The organism is Rhizosphaericola mali (assembly GCF_004337365.2).
Taxonomy (GTDB): Bacteria; Bacteroidota; Bacteroidia; order Chitinophagales; family Chitinophagaceae; genus Rhizosphaericola; species Rhizosphaericola mali.
Genome location: NZ_CP044016.1, coordinates 2,837,607 through 2,853,345, shown reverse-complemented (window position 1 = coordinate 2,853,345; position 15,739 = coordinate 2,837,607). Strand labels below are relative to the sequence as shown.

At 33.3% G+C, this 15,739-nt stretch carries 14 protein-coding genes; 9 read left to right on the top strand and 5 right to left on the bottom strand.

Going from position 1 to position 15,739, the window contains the following annotated elements; all coding sequences use genetic code 11:
• Positions 1-87: 87 nt before the first annotated feature.
• Both E0W69_RS12265 and E0W69_RS12260 read left to right on the top strand, forming a co-directional pair.
• Complete coding sequence (locus tag E0W69_RS12265; protein WP_131330349.1) at positions 88-2,328, top strand: S41 family peptidase; 2,241 nt, start codon at positions 88-90, stop codon at positions 2,326-2,328.
• Positions 2,329-2,379: 51 nt separating this feature from the next.
• On the top strand, positions 2,380-3,645 hold the full coding sequence (locus E0W69_RS12260) for an erythromycin esterase family protein (protein WP_131330348.1): 1,266 nt from the start codon (positions 2,380-2,382) through the stop codon (positions 3,643-3,645).
• Positions 3,646-3,700: 55 nt separating this feature from the next.
• On the opposite strand, the gene E0W69_RS12255 is transcribed toward E0W69_RS12260, so the two are convergent.
• The gene (locus tag E0W69_RS12255; RefSeq protein ID WP_131330347.1) at positions 3,701-4,159 is read right to left on the bottom strand and encodes a hypothetical protein; all 459 of its coding nucleotides are present in this window, start codon (positions 4,157-4,159) and stop codon (positions 3,701-3,703) included.
• Positions 4,160-4,309: 150 nt separating this feature from the next.
• Here E0W69_RS12255 and E0W69_RS12250 point away from each other — a divergent pair, with 150 nt between their 5' ends.
• The 4 genes from E0W69_RS12250 (at position 4,310) to E0W69_RS12235 (ending at position 10,124) form a co-directional block, all read left to right on the top strand.
• Positions 4,310-6,199 (top strand): DNA topoisomerase IV subunit B, encoded by a 1,890-nt coding sequence (locus tag E0W69_RS12250; protein ID WP_131330346.1) that lies wholly within the window; start codon positions 4,310-4,312, stop codon positions 6,197-6,199.
• Positions 6,200-6,257: 58 nt separating this feature from the next.
• The gene (locus E0W69_RS12245) at positions 6,258-7,100 is read left to right on the top strand and encodes a DUF1835 domain-containing protein (RefSeq protein WP_131330345.1); all 843 of its coding nucleotides are present in this window, start codon (positions 6,258-6,260) and stop codon (positions 7,098-7,100) included.
• Positions 7,101-7,195: 95 nt separating this feature from the next.
• Positions 7,196-7,585: an SMU1112c/YaeR family gloxylase I-like metalloprotein gene (gloA2, locus tag E0W69_RS12240; protein WP_131330344.1), complete on the top strand. Its 390-nt coding sequence runs from the start codon at positions 7,196-7,198 to the stop codon at positions 7,583-7,585.
• Positions 7,586-7,607: 22 nt separating this feature from the next.
• Complete coding sequence (locus E0W69_RS12235; protein ID WP_131330343.1) at positions 7,608-10,124, top strand: DNA gyrase/topoisomerase IV subunit A; 2,517 nt, start codon at positions 7,608-7,610, stop codon at positions 10,122-10,124.
• Between the two features lie 54 nt (positions 10,125-10,178).
• On the opposite strand, the gene E0W69_RS12230 is transcribed toward E0W69_RS12235, so the two are convergent.
• Positions 10,179-10,649: an Lrp/AsnC family transcriptional regulator gene (locus E0W69_RS12230; RefSeq protein WP_131330342.1), complete on the bottom strand. Its 471-nt coding sequence runs from the start codon at positions 10,647-10,649 to the stop codon at positions 10,179-10,181.
• 162 nt (positions 10,650-10,811) lie between these two features.
• Here E0W69_RS12230 and E0W69_RS12225 point away from each other — a divergent pair, with 162 nt between their 5' ends.
• Both E0W69_RS12225 and E0W69_RS12220 read left to right on the top strand, forming a co-directional pair.
• Entirely contained in the window at positions 10,812-11,855 is a 1,044-nt protein-coding gene (locus E0W69_RS12225) for a PLP-dependent cysteine synthase family protein (protein WP_131330341.1), read from the top strand.
• A gap of 25 nt (positions 11,856-11,880) precedes the next feature.
• Positions 11,881-12,330: a protein-disulfide reductase DsbD domain-containing protein gene (locus E0W69_RS12220; protein WP_131330340.1), complete on the top strand. Its 450-nt coding sequence runs from the start codon at positions 11,881-11,883 to the stop codon at positions 12,328-12,330.
• A 124-nt stretch (positions 12,331-12,454) separates the two neighbouring features.
• Here the strand turns inward: E0W69_RS12220 and E0W69_RS12215 are convergent, their stop codons facing one another.
• The 3 genes from E0W69_RS12215 to E0W69_RS12205 form a co-directional block, all read right to left on the bottom strand.
• Complete coding sequence (locus E0W69_RS12215) at positions 12,455-13,144, bottom strand: ferredoxin reductase domain-containing protein (RefSeq protein ID WP_131330339.1); 690 nt, start codon at positions 13,142-13,144, stop codon at positions 12,455-12,457.
• Between the two features lie 54 nt (positions 13,145-13,198).
• Positions 13,199-14,080 carry a helix-turn-helix domain-containing protein gene (locus E0W69_RS12210; RefSeq protein ID WP_131330338.1) on the bottom strand — a complete coding sequence of 294 codons (882 nt, stop codon included), beginning with the start codon at positions 14,078-14,080 and terminating at the stop codon, positions 13,199-13,201.
• 150 nt (positions 14,081-14,230) lie between these two features.
• The gene (locus E0W69_RS12205) at positions 14,231-14,719 is read right to left on the bottom strand and encodes a DUF983 domain-containing protein (RefSeq protein WP_131330337.1); all 489 of its coding nucleotides are present in this window, start codon (positions 14,717-14,719) and stop codon (positions 14,231-14,233) included.
• 124 nt (positions 14,720-14,843) lie between these two features.
• Between E0W69_RS12205 and E0W69_RS12200 the strand changes: the two genes are divergently transcribed.
• Complete coding sequence (locus E0W69_RS12200; RefSeq protein ID WP_191967832.1) at positions 14,844-15,731, top strand: AraC family transcriptional regulator; 888 nt, start codon at positions 14,844-14,846, stop codon at positions 15,729-15,731.
• The last annotated feature ends 8 nt before the right edge of the window (positions 15,732-15,739 follow it).

Sequence of the window (15,739 nt, the reverse complement as noted above, 5' to 3'; positions counted from 1 at the left end):
TTTTTTGATGAAATCGGAGCTTTCTTTTAGTGGTAATTTAACATCGTCGTTGTTTCGGTTTTGTGTATTGGCGTTAATTTTATTTCCATGAAAAACTATTATTGGAAACTATCTGTGCTGCAATGTTTATTGATGATTATAATCGCTAAATCTTTTGGACAAAATAAAAAAATGAATCTTTCTTTCGAAAAAGTTAACCCAAATGGTTATCCTTTAGGATGGGAATTGTCTAATGGAATACAAAATGATGGTTATCTAATTGCAATAGATTCGCAAGTAGCGCAAGATGGAAAGCGATCCTTAGCTATTGAAAAGTTGAAATATATTCCCAATACATTTGGGATGGCTGCTTATACAATTCATATTCAAAAAAACACGATACATAAAATCAAAATTGTAGCCTATGCAAAAGGAAATGTCAAATCAAAGGGAGAAGGAGTAATTTACCTAAATGAATTGGATGATGGCGATCATCAATTGGCTAGATCCTTTGTAAATATTGATAGTACAGACTCATGGACACAATATATAGTGGAAGATTTTGTCAAATCTGAGGCTACAAATATCATAATTGGGGCAGCGTTAATGGGAGATGGAAAAATCTACGTGGATAATTTTCAAGTATACGTAGATGATAAACTGGTGACATCAGATAAGTTTTTTGAAAATATTACAAGTGTGGCAATCAAACTGCGACCTCAACTACCTTTTGAAAAGATTGTATTAAATCAGCGAAATACACAATTGCTCACTAACATTGGTATGATATGGGGATTACTTAAATATTATCATCCTGCAATTACTGATGGGAAATATAATTGGGATAATGAATTATTGAAAATACTGCCTTCCATTTTGGATAGTACCAATAAAAAACCATACACAACCATTTATAATTGGATTGATCAATTAGGTGAAGTCAGAATAGAGAATGAAAAAAAGAATGATTTGTCTAAAAATCCTTTAGATATACAACCCCAATATGGAAATTTATTTGCATCCAATAATTTACCTAATGACTTAAAAAGCAAGTTAAGGATAATCATTGATAATTTTGAGGCTCCACCAACTAGCTACTATATAAGTTTAACTACAAATAAAAATCCCAGTTTTACCAATGAAGAAACCTATCCAGAATCTCCTTATCCAGATTTAGGATTACGATTGATTTCTTTGTTTCGATATTGGAATATGATCAATTATTTTTTCCCTTATCGGAATTTAATTGGATCTGATTGGAATAAAACATTAACCGATTATCTTCCTCTTTTTATCCATGCAAAGGATAAAAATGAATATACTTTGGCTTGTTTGAGATTAATTGGAAGTATTCATGATACTCACGCTAATGTTTACAATAATAAAACATTAGACAGCATCAAAGGAGTGTACATGTCTCCATTTAAAGCTGAATTTATCGAAAATAAATTGGTGGTTACGGACTATTATAAAGATACTTTAGGTATTTCTCTGAATGTCCACATTGGTGATGTTATTGATGAAATTGATGGTGTCTCGGTGGATAGTTTAGTAAAAAAATATATAGATTTATCTCCTGCTTCCAATCACATAACATCCTTAAGAGTGCTCGCAAGTTTGAATGGTTTTTTACTAAGAGGCCAACAGAAAAAAGCAAGTGTAGTAATTAATCATAAAACAATCTATTATGAGCGTATTCCAGCTAGATTGATTCCCGGGAATTTTGATTTTATGCACCACCAAGTTAAAGAAGCCTACAAATTAGTGCATAATAATATTGGATATATCAATCCTGCAAAATTAAAAGGAACTGATCTTAGTGAAATTCGTAACTTTTTTAAAGATACAAAAGGCCTTGTATTCGATTTCAGATGTTATCCATCTTTTTTTACAGTTTATGTATATGCAGAATGGTTAAAATCTCAGAAAAATGAATTTCTTAGAATAACAGGTCCTTCGCTGAATCGACCAGGTGCTATTAATTTCTTAACTGGAGTGTATAATGGACTCGATCAAAATGATTGTTATAAAAATAAAATCGTTTTTATCGTTAATGAAACTACTCAAAGTTCTGCTGAATATCAAACAATGGCATTAAGTTCTCGTTCTAATTCAGTCGTAATTGGTAGCACTACTGCTGGAGCTGATGGCGATATTTCAAAAATAATTTTACCAGGGAATATATATACTTTAATTTCAGGTTTGGGTATCTATTATCCGGATGGTAAAGCTACACAACGAGTTGGATTAAAACGTGACATCACTATTACGCCAACAATAACGGGAATAAAAAATGGACAAGATGAACTCCTAGATAAAGCGGTAGAAATTATTGAAAATGACAAATAATTAAAGTCTCTTCTGTTTATTAACTTATTGTAATTCAATTTATTATAATATATGAAATTTAATTATTCCTCTATTATATTTGCATTCTTGTTTTTTTCATCTATTGAGACTAGTTATAGTCAAAAACAGTTTGATTTGGATTTGTTAGTCAACCATGAAACTACAAATATTCCGTCCATCGATATTGACTCATCTTATGAAAATTTTGATAAAATTGGAGGGGCTGTAGGCAATTCAAGGATAGTAATGTTGGGTGAGCAAGAGCATGGAGATGGATTATCGTTTAAAGCTAAAGCTAAAATAATCGAATATTTGGTTAATGAAAAAGGATTTAATCTAGTGGCTTTTGAGAGTAGTTTTTATAATTTTACAGATAATGATAACTCAATTTTTCCAGATTCAACTTATGGAAATTATTTAAAAGATAATATTTATTACGATTGGGCTTATTGCAGTTATGTACAAAGTCTAATATTCGATTTTCTTCCAAAACATCGAAATGTGAAAATATGTGGCATTGATCCACAGGTTATGTTTACAAAAAGTAGTTCCAAAATAACTCCAAGATTGGATTCTATATTTCAAGCATTGAAGTTGCCAATCACTCAAGCGCAGGATTACGCTTCAAATATGCAGGCGATAGACTCTTTAATGCGATTGAGTGATATTAATATAGATAAACAATCCTCCTTACTAAAAGATCTTACTAATAGAATTTTACCATTTATAGAAAAAGTAAGAAATGAGGTTGGAGATAGAATTGAAAAAAATAATTATTTACTACAAGCCTTAAATAATATATATGCTGATGCGCAGTTATTAAACGAATTTGCCAAAAAAATGAGAAATTTTGTTAAAGCAGGTAATATTAGAGATCTTCAAATGGCCGAAAATCTTCAATGGCTTGCGGATATCAAATATCCCAAAAGTAAAATAATTGTATGGGCTGCAAATCCGCATGTAAACAGAACAAATGAGGGAGTTAGTGTGTGGTCATCACAAAGTATGGGATATGATTTTTCACTAAATAGAATAGGGGTCAATCGTCCTTATATTATAGGATTTACAGCTAATTCTGGATTGTCTTACAGAATAGGAGAACGAACTAAACTAGAAATTAAAAGTGCTTCAGTAAATACGTTAGAATATTCGTTGCATCAAAAAGGTTATAAGTATGCATTTATAAATTTTCCAGACACAATGAGCGATTTTAAATTTAAAATGCGTGGTGGTTTTGGATATGAATTTCAAAAAAAAACGTGGAAAACATATTATGACGGAATGTTTTACATTGACGTAATGAAACCTTGTTTATAAATAAAAAAAGCCCTTATTTTTTTAAGTAAGGACTTTTTTTATTTATAGTTGATTATTAATCCTCCACCAATTGAATATTTTCAACATACTTTTTGTCCAAAATTATCAAGGAAAATGGAACAATTGAATACGTCGTTTTTACGCCTTTTTTTAATTTGTAATGGACCAATAGATTATTTGTATTGGATTGAACGGAAGTTATTTTAATAGAAATAGTACTGTCTGTTTTTGGATAGATTAATGCGATGGCATTGTTTTTTTCAAAATCAATATTTGTTTGTACACTTTTGGAATCCATTGTACGTGCGCCTCCAAAATATTGGTTTAATTCATTTGAAGAGGTCAATCGTATAGCTTGAAGAGCGTTTGCTTCGTAGGTGTTTTTTACAAAATAATTTTTTGCAGCTGTATATTGTACCGCGCTATTATTGGAGGATTGTGTGTGTTGTTGCGAACTGCAACTCATTATTGTAAATGAAGCTATTATAAAATTTAGCGAAACTATTTTTTTCATATACTTTTTTACAAATGTATTAAAAACCATGCGGCTAATTTTCGCAAAAACTGTGTTGTTTTCCGACAAGAATCTACATAAACTTGTTTTAATTTTTATATTTGCCTAAATTCATGCTAAAAATATTAGCGTAAAAAGGAAAAGGATATTATGGCAGCATTGCAAGAAGCAAAGTATGATGATGATAGCATACGGACCCTCGACTGGAAGGAGCACATTCGGTTAAGACCTGGTATGTACATCGGAAAATTGGGAGATGGTGTTTCGCCGGATGATGGTATCTATGTACTCGTAAAAGAGGTAATGGATAACTGTATCGATGAGCACATGATGGGATTTGGTAAGCAGATTGATATTCAGATAGAAGATAAAACGGTCTCTGTAAGAGATTTTGGTCGTGGTATTCCTTTGGGTAAAGTCGTGGATGTCGTGAGTAAAATCAACACAGGTGCTAAATATGATAGCAAAGCCTTTCAGAAAAGTGTTGGATTGAATGGTGTTGGTACGAAGGCGGTCAATGCGCTAAGTGATTGGTTTAGAGTACAAAGTTTCCGTGACGGAGAGACAAAATACGCTGAATTTGAAAAAGGTGAACTTATCAAAGAAAGCAAACTCGAAAAAACAGATCAACCCAATGGTACTTTAGTAACTTTTATTCCAGATAACACAGTATTCAAAAATTTCAAATTCAAATTGGAATTTGTAGATGACCTGCTTTGGAATTATTGTTATTTGAATGCTGGATTGGTTATTATTTTCAATAAAAAAAGATATGTCAGCCGCAACGGTTTGTTGGACCTATTGCAAAAGAAAACCAATGAAGATGATCTAAGATATCCGATTATTCACTTATCGGGTGAGGATATTGAGATTGCACTTTCGCATAATAGTGATTATGGTGAGGATTTATTTTCGTTTGTAAATGGTCAATATACAACGCAAGGTGGTACGCATCAACAAGCATTTCGTGAGGCATTTGTAAAAACGATTCGTGATTTTTACAAAAAGGATTATGATGCCGCAGATATTCGCCAGAGTATTGTCGCTGCGATTGCGATCCGCGTTCAAGAGCCTGTATTTGAAAGCCAAACAAAGACCAAATTAGGTTCACAACATGTATTTGAAGGCGGTCCGACGGTTCGAAGTTTTGTGTTGGATTTTATGTCCAAACAATTGGACAATTTCTTACATAGAAATACGGAAACTGCAGATGCATTAAAAAAACGTATCGAACAAAGTGAGCGTGAGAGAAAGGAACTTTCTGGTATTAAAAAATTGGCAAATGAAAGAGCCAAAAAAGCCAATGTTCACAACAAAAAATTAAGAGATTGTAAATATCACTTCAACGAAGAACCAACTGGAAAAAATAAGGAAGAAGCGTTGGAAATGGTGAATAAATCGATGATTTTCATTACAGAAGGGGACAGCGCGAGTGGAAGTATTACCAAAAGCCGCAATGTAGATAATCAAGCGGTTTTTAGTTTGCGTGGTAAACCATTGAATAGCTTTGGATTAACAAAGAAAATCGTATATGAAAATGAGGAATTTAATCTATTGCAACATGCGTTAAATATCGAAGATGGTTTGGATGGATTGCGTTATAATAAGATTGTAATTGCAACAGATGCCGATGTAGATGGGATGCATATTCGCTTGTTGATTATGACATTTTTCTTGCAATTTTTCCCAGATTTGGTCAAACAAAAACACGTTTATATATTAGAAACGCCGTTGTTCCGTGTTAGAAATAAACAACAAACAATATATTGTTATGACGAAACGGAAAAACAAGCAGCCATTAAGAAATTAGGAAACAAACCGGAGATTACGCGATTTAAAGGTTTGGGTGAAATCTCACCAGAAGAGTTTGGCGGTTTTATTGGGGATGATATTCGTTTGGCACCAGTACTTTTGGATCAAGGTGCGCACATCCAAAGTTTATTGGAATATTTCATGGGAAAAAATACACCGCAACGTCAAGATTTCATTATCGGAAATTTGCGTGTAGAAATTGATTTGGCAGAAGAAGAGAAATTATAAATTATAAGTTATTCAATGAGTACTCATAATTCATAACTTATCACTCATAATTAAGAAAATGATTCATATAGTATTCGAACCGTCAGGCGCTGAAGTCTTAAAGAAAAGTATCACTTTAGACGAAAGTTTGGATGGTGAGATTTTAGTAATAAAAGATGATTTTGCAGCCGGTCCAGTTGCCAATATATACGACGCGGAAGGCTTTCAGGCGCGTAAGGCTTGGTGGCAGAGTGTATTGGAATTTTCTCCTTATACAGATCAATTGGATATCGTCGATGATAAAATGACCGTTCATCAATTGAAAAAGAAATTAGAGGAAACGGAGGAAAATGTTTGGATATGGATGGGGCAAAATCCACATGATGTCTGTGGTTATTATTGGTTAATAAGTCAATTGGCTGATTATCAAGGCAAAATTCAAGTCATTTATCTGAATAATCTTCCATTTATCAATGAAATTGGCGGTATTTTTTATCCGCAATATTTACACGAAATTCAACCAAAAGAATTCCTAAAAGCGAAAAGATTGGCACGTCCAGTAACATTGAGTGAATTTGAACTTGATCCGGATGAATGGCGCAAAATCTGCCGCGAAGACGAAATGGTACGTATTTTAGAAGGAGGAAAAAAGATTGCATCCAAAGATGTTAGTTTTTTTGATAAAGATATTTTGGATGCTTTAGGAGAAAAAACGGTCAAATTACCCAGATTGCTTTCTTCTCTTTTACCCAAAATGTCTATAAAAACAGGCGATGCATTTTTGGTTTGGCGTATAAGAGAATTGGTAAATGCAGGTCGCATTTTGTGTGATGGTTCTTGGGAAAAAGGTTGGAAAGATATTGCGTTGAAAGACACTAAAGGAGAATTATTCGTAGAAATGGACGAGGAGATAAGTGAATAGTTATTAGTATAGAATAGTCTTGGCTAGAAAGTTTAATGGTGCAATCTTTATTATCGAAATTCATAATTTATAACCCATAATTCATAATTTAAACCGTGTTAAATATTCAAAAAATACATCATGTCGCTATTCTGACAGATGATTATGAAAAAAGTAAGAAATTCTATACAGAGATCTTGGGTTTTGAAATTATAAATGAAGTTTATAGAGAAGAACGAAAATCTTACAAATTGGATTTGGCCGTCAATGGTCAATATCAGATTGAATTATTTTCCTTTCCTGATTATAGAGAAAGAGGCTCTTATCCAGAATCGAAAGGCTTGCGTCATCTCGCATTTCAAGTGGATGATGTGGCGAGTTCGATTGTTTTTTTGCGTGACAAGGGTGTGAAAGTCGAAGATATGCGTATCGATGCATATACAAATAAGAAATTTACTTTTTTCGAAGATCCCAATGGACAACCTTTGGAATTGTACGAAATGTAATTGGAAAATACTGAATTAAAAGATGGCGAAAGATAGTAGTAAAGAGATTGATTTATCTATAGAAACTGGGGTACAAGGTCAATATAAAACTTGGTTTTTGGACTATGCATCCTATGTAATATTAGAACGTGCGGTGCCGGCGATTGAGGACGGTTTGAAGCCTGTACAACGTCGTATTCTTCATGCGATGAAGGAGATGGATGATGGGCGATTCAATAAAGTTGCTAATATTATCGGGCAATCGATGCAGTATCACCCTCATGGTGATGCGTCTATTGGTGATGCGTTGGTCAATATGGGGCAGAAAGAATTGTTGATAGAAACGCAGGGAAACTGGGGCGATATCAATACAGGTGATGATGCTGCGGCTCCTCGTTATATAGAAGCGCGTTTATCCAAATTTGCATTGGAAGTTGCATTTAATGCCAAAACGACGGATTGGCAATTGAGTTACGATGGTCGTAAAAATGAACCTGTGACTTTACCAATGAAATTTCCTTTGTTGCTTGCTCAAGGTGCAGAAGGTATTGCGGTTGGACTTTCAACGAAGATTCTACCGCATAATTTTATTGAACTGATCGACGCCTCTATTAAAGCTTTGCGTGGAAAACCATTCGAATTGTTTCCTGATTTTCAAACGGGTGGACAAGTAGATGTTTCCAATTATAATGATGGAAAACGTGGAGGTAAAGTCAAAGTGCGTGCAATTATTGAAGAAGTAGATAAGAAAACTTTGGTCATTAAAAGCGTACCCTATGGCACGACAAGTACGTCCTTAGCAGAATCTATCGTAAAAGCAAATGATCAAGGTAAAATAAAAATCAAAAAAGTAACGGATAGTACAGCGAAGGATGTTGCTATATATGTGGATTTGGCAAACGGCGTTTCTCCAGATATTACCATCAACGCTTTATACGCTTTCACGGATTGTGAAGTGAGTATTTCTCCCAATGCGTGTGTAATTATTGAAGACAAACCGCACTTCATTTCTGCAAGTCATTTGTTGCAAGCTTCTGCAGATAATACGAAGGATTTACTTAAACGAGAATTGGAAATTCGTTTGAGCGAATTGGAAAATAAATGGCATTATACTTCTTTAGAAAAAATATTCTTCGAGGAGAAAATCTACAAAGAATTAGAAAAGAAATACGATACTTGGGAGATTGTAATTGAGGCGATAGATAAAGCTTTTAATCCGTTTAAAAAACGATTGAAACGTCCGATAGAAAAAGAAGATATTCTCAAATTAACAGAAAAACCGGTGAGACGTATTTATCGTTTGGATATCAATGAGTTAAATGAGCAAATTAAATCCATCGAAGAAGAAATTGAAGGTGTTAATTATGATTTGGCACATTTGACGGATTTTGCAGTCAAATATTTCGAAAATCTAAAAAAGAAATTTGGAAAAGGTCGCGAACGTCGCACCGAGATTCGAACATTTGACAATATTGAAGCGCGTCACGTCGTGATTGCTAATACTAAATTGTATTTAAATAGAGCGGAAGGTTTTATTGGAACTTCATTGAAAAAAGATGAGTTTTTGTGTGAATGTTCTGATTTGGATGATGTAATTGCTTTTACCAAAAAAGGAATTATGAAAGTCGTCAAGGTTGCAGATAAGGTATTTATCGGGAAAGATATTATTTACGCTGCAGTCTTTATCAAATCTGACGATCGTACCACGTATAACATGATTTATGCCGATGGCAAATCGGGCGTTTCTTATGCGAAACGTTTTAATGTCACTGCTATAACACGTGAGAAAGAATATGATCTAACAAAAGGTTCGGATAAATCTAAAGTATTGTATTTCACTGCCAATCCAAATGGAGAAGCGGAAGTTGTTAAGGTCTTATTGAGTCCAAGTACCAATGCCCGAAATAAGGAATTTGATTATGCATTTGAATTGTTAGATATCAAGGGACGTGGTAGCATGGGAAATCAGGTAAGCAAATATCCGGTTCGTTCAATTAAATTGAAAGAGAAAGGAAAAAGTACATTAGAACGTAAAAAGTTCTGGTACGATGATAAAATTGGTCGTTTGAATGTGGAAGAAAAAGGACAGTATTTGGGTAGTTTCGAAAATGAACAACTTATTGTTATTTTTCAAGATGGTTCGTATGAAATCACTGATACGGAATTGACACAACGTTTCGATCCAGAAAAAGTAATGTTGGTAGAACAATTTAATCCAGAAAAAGTCATTACGGCCGTTTATTTAGATGCGGAAAAATCTATCTTAAATGTAAAACGTTTTAAAATTGAAACAACAACGGTTCATTCCAAATTTACTTTTATCAAGGAAGGGGATGGTAATAAATTGTATGCAGTTACAACGATAGAAGAACCTATTTTACATGTACAAGGAGGAACCGGAAAACAGGTTCGTACCGTACGATTCAAAATTGGTAATCTGGTGGACGTGATGGGTTGGAAAGCTATTGGAGCTAAATTGATGGAATTTAGTAAATCGGTTGAAATGGAATGGGAACTTCCTTCTGAAGAAAATGATCAACCATCATTATTTGATGCATAAATAATTGAAAGTTAATTTATAAAAGAAGCGAAAAGTAAATACTTTTCGCTTCTTTTATATTGGATATGCCGTGTCACTTTTCGCTTCTGATAGTACAAAAAAACTTTGGACCGTTGTTATATTCGGAATAGCAGCCAATTTATATCTGTAAAAATCATGGTATTCTTCCATGTCTTTCGTTACGATTTTTAATAAAAAATCAAACGAACCTGTCATCTGAAAACATTCCATTACTTCCGGAAAGGCAGAAATATCTTCTTCAAATTTATTCAAAGTATGTAATGTGTGATCATTTAACAATACGTGACTAAAGGCAAGTAGGCCCTTACCTATTTTTTTGCGGTCTAGTATGGCAACTGTTTTTTTGATAAAGCCTTGCTCTTTTAATTTTTTTACACGCTCATGCACCGTGGCTATTGCCTTATTTATTTGAAACGCGATTTCCTTATTCGTTAATGTCGCATCTTTTTGCAATAGACGTAATATCTGGAAATCCGTCTCGTCTATTTTATTTTCTATTTCCATACTAATTTGGTATACTGTAAAAATATCGAAGAATCTTGAATATTTTAATTAAAACTGAAAAATATTCGGATATGTGTTTATTTTCAAGATAATTTATGGAATAATTTGAATCTGTTATTTGAATTATCGATTATGCTCAACTTTGGTTAAAATATTAGGACAATGTATAATGTTTTAGAAAAACCAACTTTAGCTAAAGAAATTCAAGAGAAATTTGAAAGATTATGGCTCTTGGTGGGTAATACGCCGATGATTGAGATTAAATTTTCATATAAGGGAAAATTGAAAAAGATTTTCGCAAAATGTGAACATTACAATTTGACGGGCAGTATTAAGGACCGTATGGCATTATACATATTGCAAGAAGCTTACAAAACTGGAGCAATCCAACCTGGAGATACGATTGTAGAAGCTACTAGCGGAAATACAGGAATCTCGTTCTCTGCTATCGGCCGTGCATTGGGACATGACGTGAAAATCATTATGCCTAATTGGTTGAGCAAAGAGAGAATGGATATTATTAAAAGTTTGGGTGCGGAGATTATTCTGATAAGCAAAGAAGAAGGCGGATTTTTGGGAAGTATTGCATTGAGCGAAGAGATGGCAAAACAGCCAGGCGTCTTTTTACCCAAACAATTTACCAATCAATACAATTGCGAAGCACAAGGGAATACCACAGGCAAAGAGTTGTGGGAGCAATTAGCGTCTGTTGGTTTACATCCTGATGCGTTCGTGGCTGGTGTGGGCACAGGAGGTACGGTTATGGGCGTTGGTAATTATTTAAAATGTAAAAATCCAACGATCAAAGTACATCCAATGGAACCCGCAGAGTCTCCCACATTGAGCACTGGATATAAAGTAGGAAGTCACAGAATTCAAGGTATTTCGGATGAATTTATTCCTGCTATTGTGGAACTTGAAAAATTGGACGAGATCATTGCTGTTAATGATGGTGATGCAATTATCATGGCTCAAAAACTTTCACGTGAATTAGGATTGGCAGTGGGTATTTCCTCAGGTGCAAATTTTATTGCAGCTTTGAAGGTTTTGGAAAATATGAAGGAGGATGCAATTGTCGTAACCACTTTTGCCGATAGCAATAAGAAATACTTGAGTACGGCTTTGATGGGAGATGAGCCAATTAAAGAAAACTACCTTTCTACTGATATTGATTTGGAATCATTTTTGCCAATAAATAGATTATAATCTAATAAAAATAAAACATCTTACTATGAAAAAATTAGTACTCTTAGCGTCGCTTTTAATTTTATCTGTACTTGCTTTTGCTCAATCTAATCCTGTAAAATGGACTGGAACCGCAGCAAAACAAAAATCAGGAGATTATTTGATCACCTTAGTTGCTTCAGTGCCTCATCCTTGGCATATTTATTCTCAACATACGCCAGACGGAGGTCCAGTTCCTACGAAAATTACATTTGTAAAAAATCCGTTGGTGACTTTAGTTGGTGATGTAAAGGAAAAAGGAAATATTAAAAATGTAAAAGATAAAAATTTCGGGGTACAAGTTTTATCATTTGATGGAGATGCGACATTCACTCAATTAGTAAAAGTGAAAAAAGGTATCAAAACAAATGTAAAAGCTAGTATCAATTTCATGGTGTGTAACGATCAACAATGTTTACCTCCGAGCACCGAAGAAGTTACTGTTAATTTGAAATAAAAAATTTTTGCTAAGTTCTGATATCTGATAAAGATTTAGTTAAGATTTCTCATGTGTAAATAAATAAAAAAATGCCGGCATTTCTATGCTGGCAATTTTTTTATACAAAAATGTCAATTGGTAATTATTTCCAAAATCCTTCCGCTTTTACATTTCCATTAAAATTGAAATATCCAGATTTAATGGATTTTCTTAAGGAAACAACTGCTGGAATATTTCCAGCAATATAGATGGTTTGTCCAAGTAAAGTTTTGTTTTTTAACCAAGACTGCCATGTTTCAGTCAATTCTTCTGTACGTAAAGTCGGTTGTAAGTTGGACTTAAAATAGCTAGAAAATTGATTTACATGCTCTGGATTGTCCAATACAACTACACCATTTAAATGTCCTTTGTCTTTGGTCAAATATTCCAATGCTAACATATGTGCCATAGAACTCGTGTCTGCAAAACTCATCATTTCACCAAAGGATGGTTTGTGGCCAGCGGTACCTACACCTACATAATTAAAATCGTTTCCGATTTCTAAGTTTTGAGCCCAATTAGAGCCTTTGCCAGGATGGCTGATATCAATGATAAGCGTACAAGTATGTGTCTCTGCATCCCAAAATACCGGCGTGTAATCACGATATTCAAATGTCTCAACCTTGACTTTTATATGTTGAACTTCTGTCCATTTGGACATATCTACAAGCGGCAGATGAAGATCGATTTCGCATATTGTGGGTGGATCCCAATGGCGCATACCAATGACTTTACCTGACTTCAAAAATGACTTTTCGATAAACTGAACAGCTTTTCTTTTGAGTAAATTCATAATGCTTTGATTTTGGTCAAAGTTCCAACTCAAAAAATTATTTGGCTTTCATTTTTATTGGTAAACGTTGGATTTTTCGTGGTTTTTGTTTCTAAAGTCTTGTGGAGAGCAACCAGCTTCTTTCTTAAATATTCGACTAAAATAGGCGGCATCTTCATATCCCAATTCGTATGAAATCTCTTTAATTGAAGCTGTTGAGTAATATAGTATACGTTTTGCTTCCAAAATACACTCTTGATGTATCCATTTGCTAATAGGAAAGCCAGAAAGGTTTTTGACAATTTCATTTAGGTAATTCAGCGATAGATTAAGCATCTTGGCATATTCGCTAGGACTTTTGGTGGATTTAATGTTCTTGTTAACAAGTGATCTGAATTTTTGATATACTTCTTGATCTCTTGCAATCCTTCGAAAAAGTATTTCTTTTTCATTTAAATACTCTCTAGCGATTAATCCCAATATGCTATTGGTCAAATCTTTTCGTAGAACTTCCCCATTATTTTTATTTGGGTCATCATTAGATATTACATCCAAAGTGTGTAATATTTGACAAATTTTTTCAAAAATATCAGTCCCTTCTAATTGTAACACTGGAATATCTACAATAACTTCTTCAAATACATTCTTATATATAGGTTGCATTACGCTCGGATCTATTGCAAGGAACCAACCTTTTACAGGATTGTTATAATCTGCTTTATGCACTTGACCTGGACGTATATAAATAATATTGGAATCTCGCATTTCTAATTGTTTAAAGTCAACCTCCATCGGAACCTTGCCATGTTCCAAAATTAGAAATACATAATAATTATCCCTATGTGCTTCCATTATTCTAGCTTTTGCATGATCTTCTTCTTTATTAAATTTTTTTAATTTAATTGTGCCACTAAAATAGTCGGATAATTGATGTATTGGAATGTCTATTGATTTCATATTGAATGTCTTACTCTCTTTATATAAAAATAGATGTCTAAAATTAGAATAAAAAAATGGAGTAGATGGTTTCTTTAGCCAAAGAAAAAGCGTCCGAAATAATTCGAACGCTTTAATTATCGTATCTTCTATCTGATTTTATTTTATCTATTAATGTTGATGTTCCATCCCTTTGGGGTTAGAACGACCTGTATCTGTAGGTTTATTAATACGCCAATCTTTATCATAGCCTACAAAAAAACTTAACCAAAGCGATCTTGAAAATCGCATGATCCATGGCATCGTAATAATAAGAATAAGTATAGCAACACCGAGACATTCAAATATACGATTATCTCCTATAGCTAACGTCATTCCGATTAAGACTTTCCATGCAACAAATACAGCCACCATGAGAGCGACAGTTATTGCATAAGCCGTATATGCGGCACCTGTATAAAATCCAACTTCTATTTCCATTGGTTGACCACATACGGGACAATCTTTTGGCATTTTTAATGAATTGGACAATTTGAAGGGATTTTTTTCGATGAAGATATCCCCTTGTCTACATCTAGGACATTTACATTGGATTGCTGCAGATAAATAATTACGTTTAACTTCTATAAATTGTTTTTCAGCGATATTATTAGTTTCCATTTTATTACTTTTTAAATGGATGAATTGTTTTTTTAACGATACAAAGATAGAATAGAAAACTTGTTTACTTATCTATATATTGGAGCTAATATTTGTTATATTCGGACATAAAATGATAAATGATATGGATAAGCAAATAAATACACTGCATATTGAGCAATTTAACGAATTGACACATAATCAGAGCTTTTATGTAAGTACTTTAACTGATCATCTAAATAATCATCATCATAGAATAGAACGACCACATAAGCATGATTTTAATTTAGTTGTTCTTTTTACGCAGGGTTCAGGTATTCACGAAGTCGATTTTAAATCGTATAATGTACAAGCAGGAAGCTTGTTTTATTTATATCCTGGGCAAGTCCATGCTTGGAGATTGTCCGAAGATATTAAAGGGTATATTTTTTTTCATTCTGGAATATTTACTTCAGAGTTGGAAAGACGAGGTTTAGATTTTTTTTCTTATGCATCCTCTTTAAATCGTGCTCAGCCAAATGTGGATATGGCAGAAGAATCCAATATACTTATCCCATATTTTGAAAAGCTTTTGCTTGAAAATAGTGCTAATAAATATGGAAAAAATACTTATTTACTTGCAATTGTGACCTCAATGTATATTGAAATATACAGAAAATCGTTACATGTTATTCAGGAGAATACTGCTGATGCAAAATCTTATCTCAATTATTTTAATCAATTTAATCAACTATTGGAAGAAAATTTTAAGAAAGAAAAAAGTCCATCTTTATATGCACAGAATTTGCATATTTCACCCAAACATCTAAATAGAATTTTACAATCTGTTATTGGAAAATCCACTAATGATATAATTTTGGATCGTGTGATTTTGGAAGCGCAGCGAATGTTGATCTATGAAAATAGGTCAAAATCTGAAATTGCAAATGAATTGGGTTACGATGATTATGCATATTTTTCACATATATTCAAATCACGTACTCAAATCTCACCAAGTGAATTTGTAAAAAATATTGGGAATCGTTATAATTAAAAAAAACA

What these genes read in the sequence shown, in the direction of transcription:
- E0W69_RS12230 (WP_131330342.1), bottom strand. Translation starts at nt 10,649, where the DNA reads ATGGAAATAGAAAATAAAATAGACGAGACGGATTTCCAGATATTACGT.
- E0W69_RS12210 (WP_131330338.1), bottom strand. Translation starts at nt 14,080, where the DNA reads ATGAAATCAATAGACATTCCAATACATCAATTATCCGACTATTTTAGT.
- E0W69_RS12220 (WP_131330340.1), top strand. Translation starts at nt 11,881, where the DNA reads ATGAAAAAATTAGTACTCTTAGCGTCGCTTTTAATTTTATCTGTACTT.
- E0W69_RS12225 (WP_131330341.1), top strand. Translation starts at nt 10,812, where the DNA reads ATGTATAATGTTTTAGAAAAACCAACTTTAGCTAAAGAAATTCAAGAG.
- E0W69_RS12205 (WP_131330337.1), bottom strand. Translation starts at nt 14,719, where the DNA reads ATGGAAACTAATAATATCGCTGAAAAACAATTTATAGAAGTTAAACGT.
- E0W69_RS12250 (WP_131330346.1), top strand. Translation starts at nt 4,310, where the DNA reads ATGGCAGCATTGCAAGAAGCAAAGTATGATGATGATAGCATACGGACC.
- E0W69_RS12215 (WP_131330339.1), bottom strand. Translation starts at nt 13,144, where the DNA reads ATGAATTTACTCAAAAGAAAAGCTGTTCAGTTTATCGAAAAGTCATTT.
- E0W69_RS12265 (WP_131330349.1), top strand. Translation starts at nt 88, where the DNA reads ATGAAAAACTATTATTGGAAACTATCTGTGCTGCAATGTTTATTGATG.
- E0W69_RS12245 (WP_131330345.1), top strand. Translation starts at nt 6,258, where the DNA reads ATGATTCATATAGTATTCGAACCGTCAGGCGCTGAAGTCTTAAAGAAA.
- E0W69_RS12200 (WP_191967832.1), top strand. Translation starts at nt 14,844, where the DNA reads ATGGATAAGCAAATAAATACACTGCATATTGAGCAATTTAACGAATTG.
- E0W69_RS12235 (WP_131330343.1), top strand. Translation starts at nt 7,608, where the DNA reads ATGGCGAAAGATAGTAGTAAAGAGATTGATTTATCTATAGAAACTGGG.
- E0W69_RS12260 (WP_131330348.1), top strand. Translation starts at nt 2,380, where the DNA reads ATGAAATTTAATTATTCCTCTATTATATTTGCATTCTTGTTTTTTTCA.
- E0W69_RS12255 (WP_131330347.1), bottom strand. Translation starts at nt 4,159, where the DNA reads ATGAAAAAAATAGTTTCGCTAAATTTTATAATAGCTTCATTTACAATA.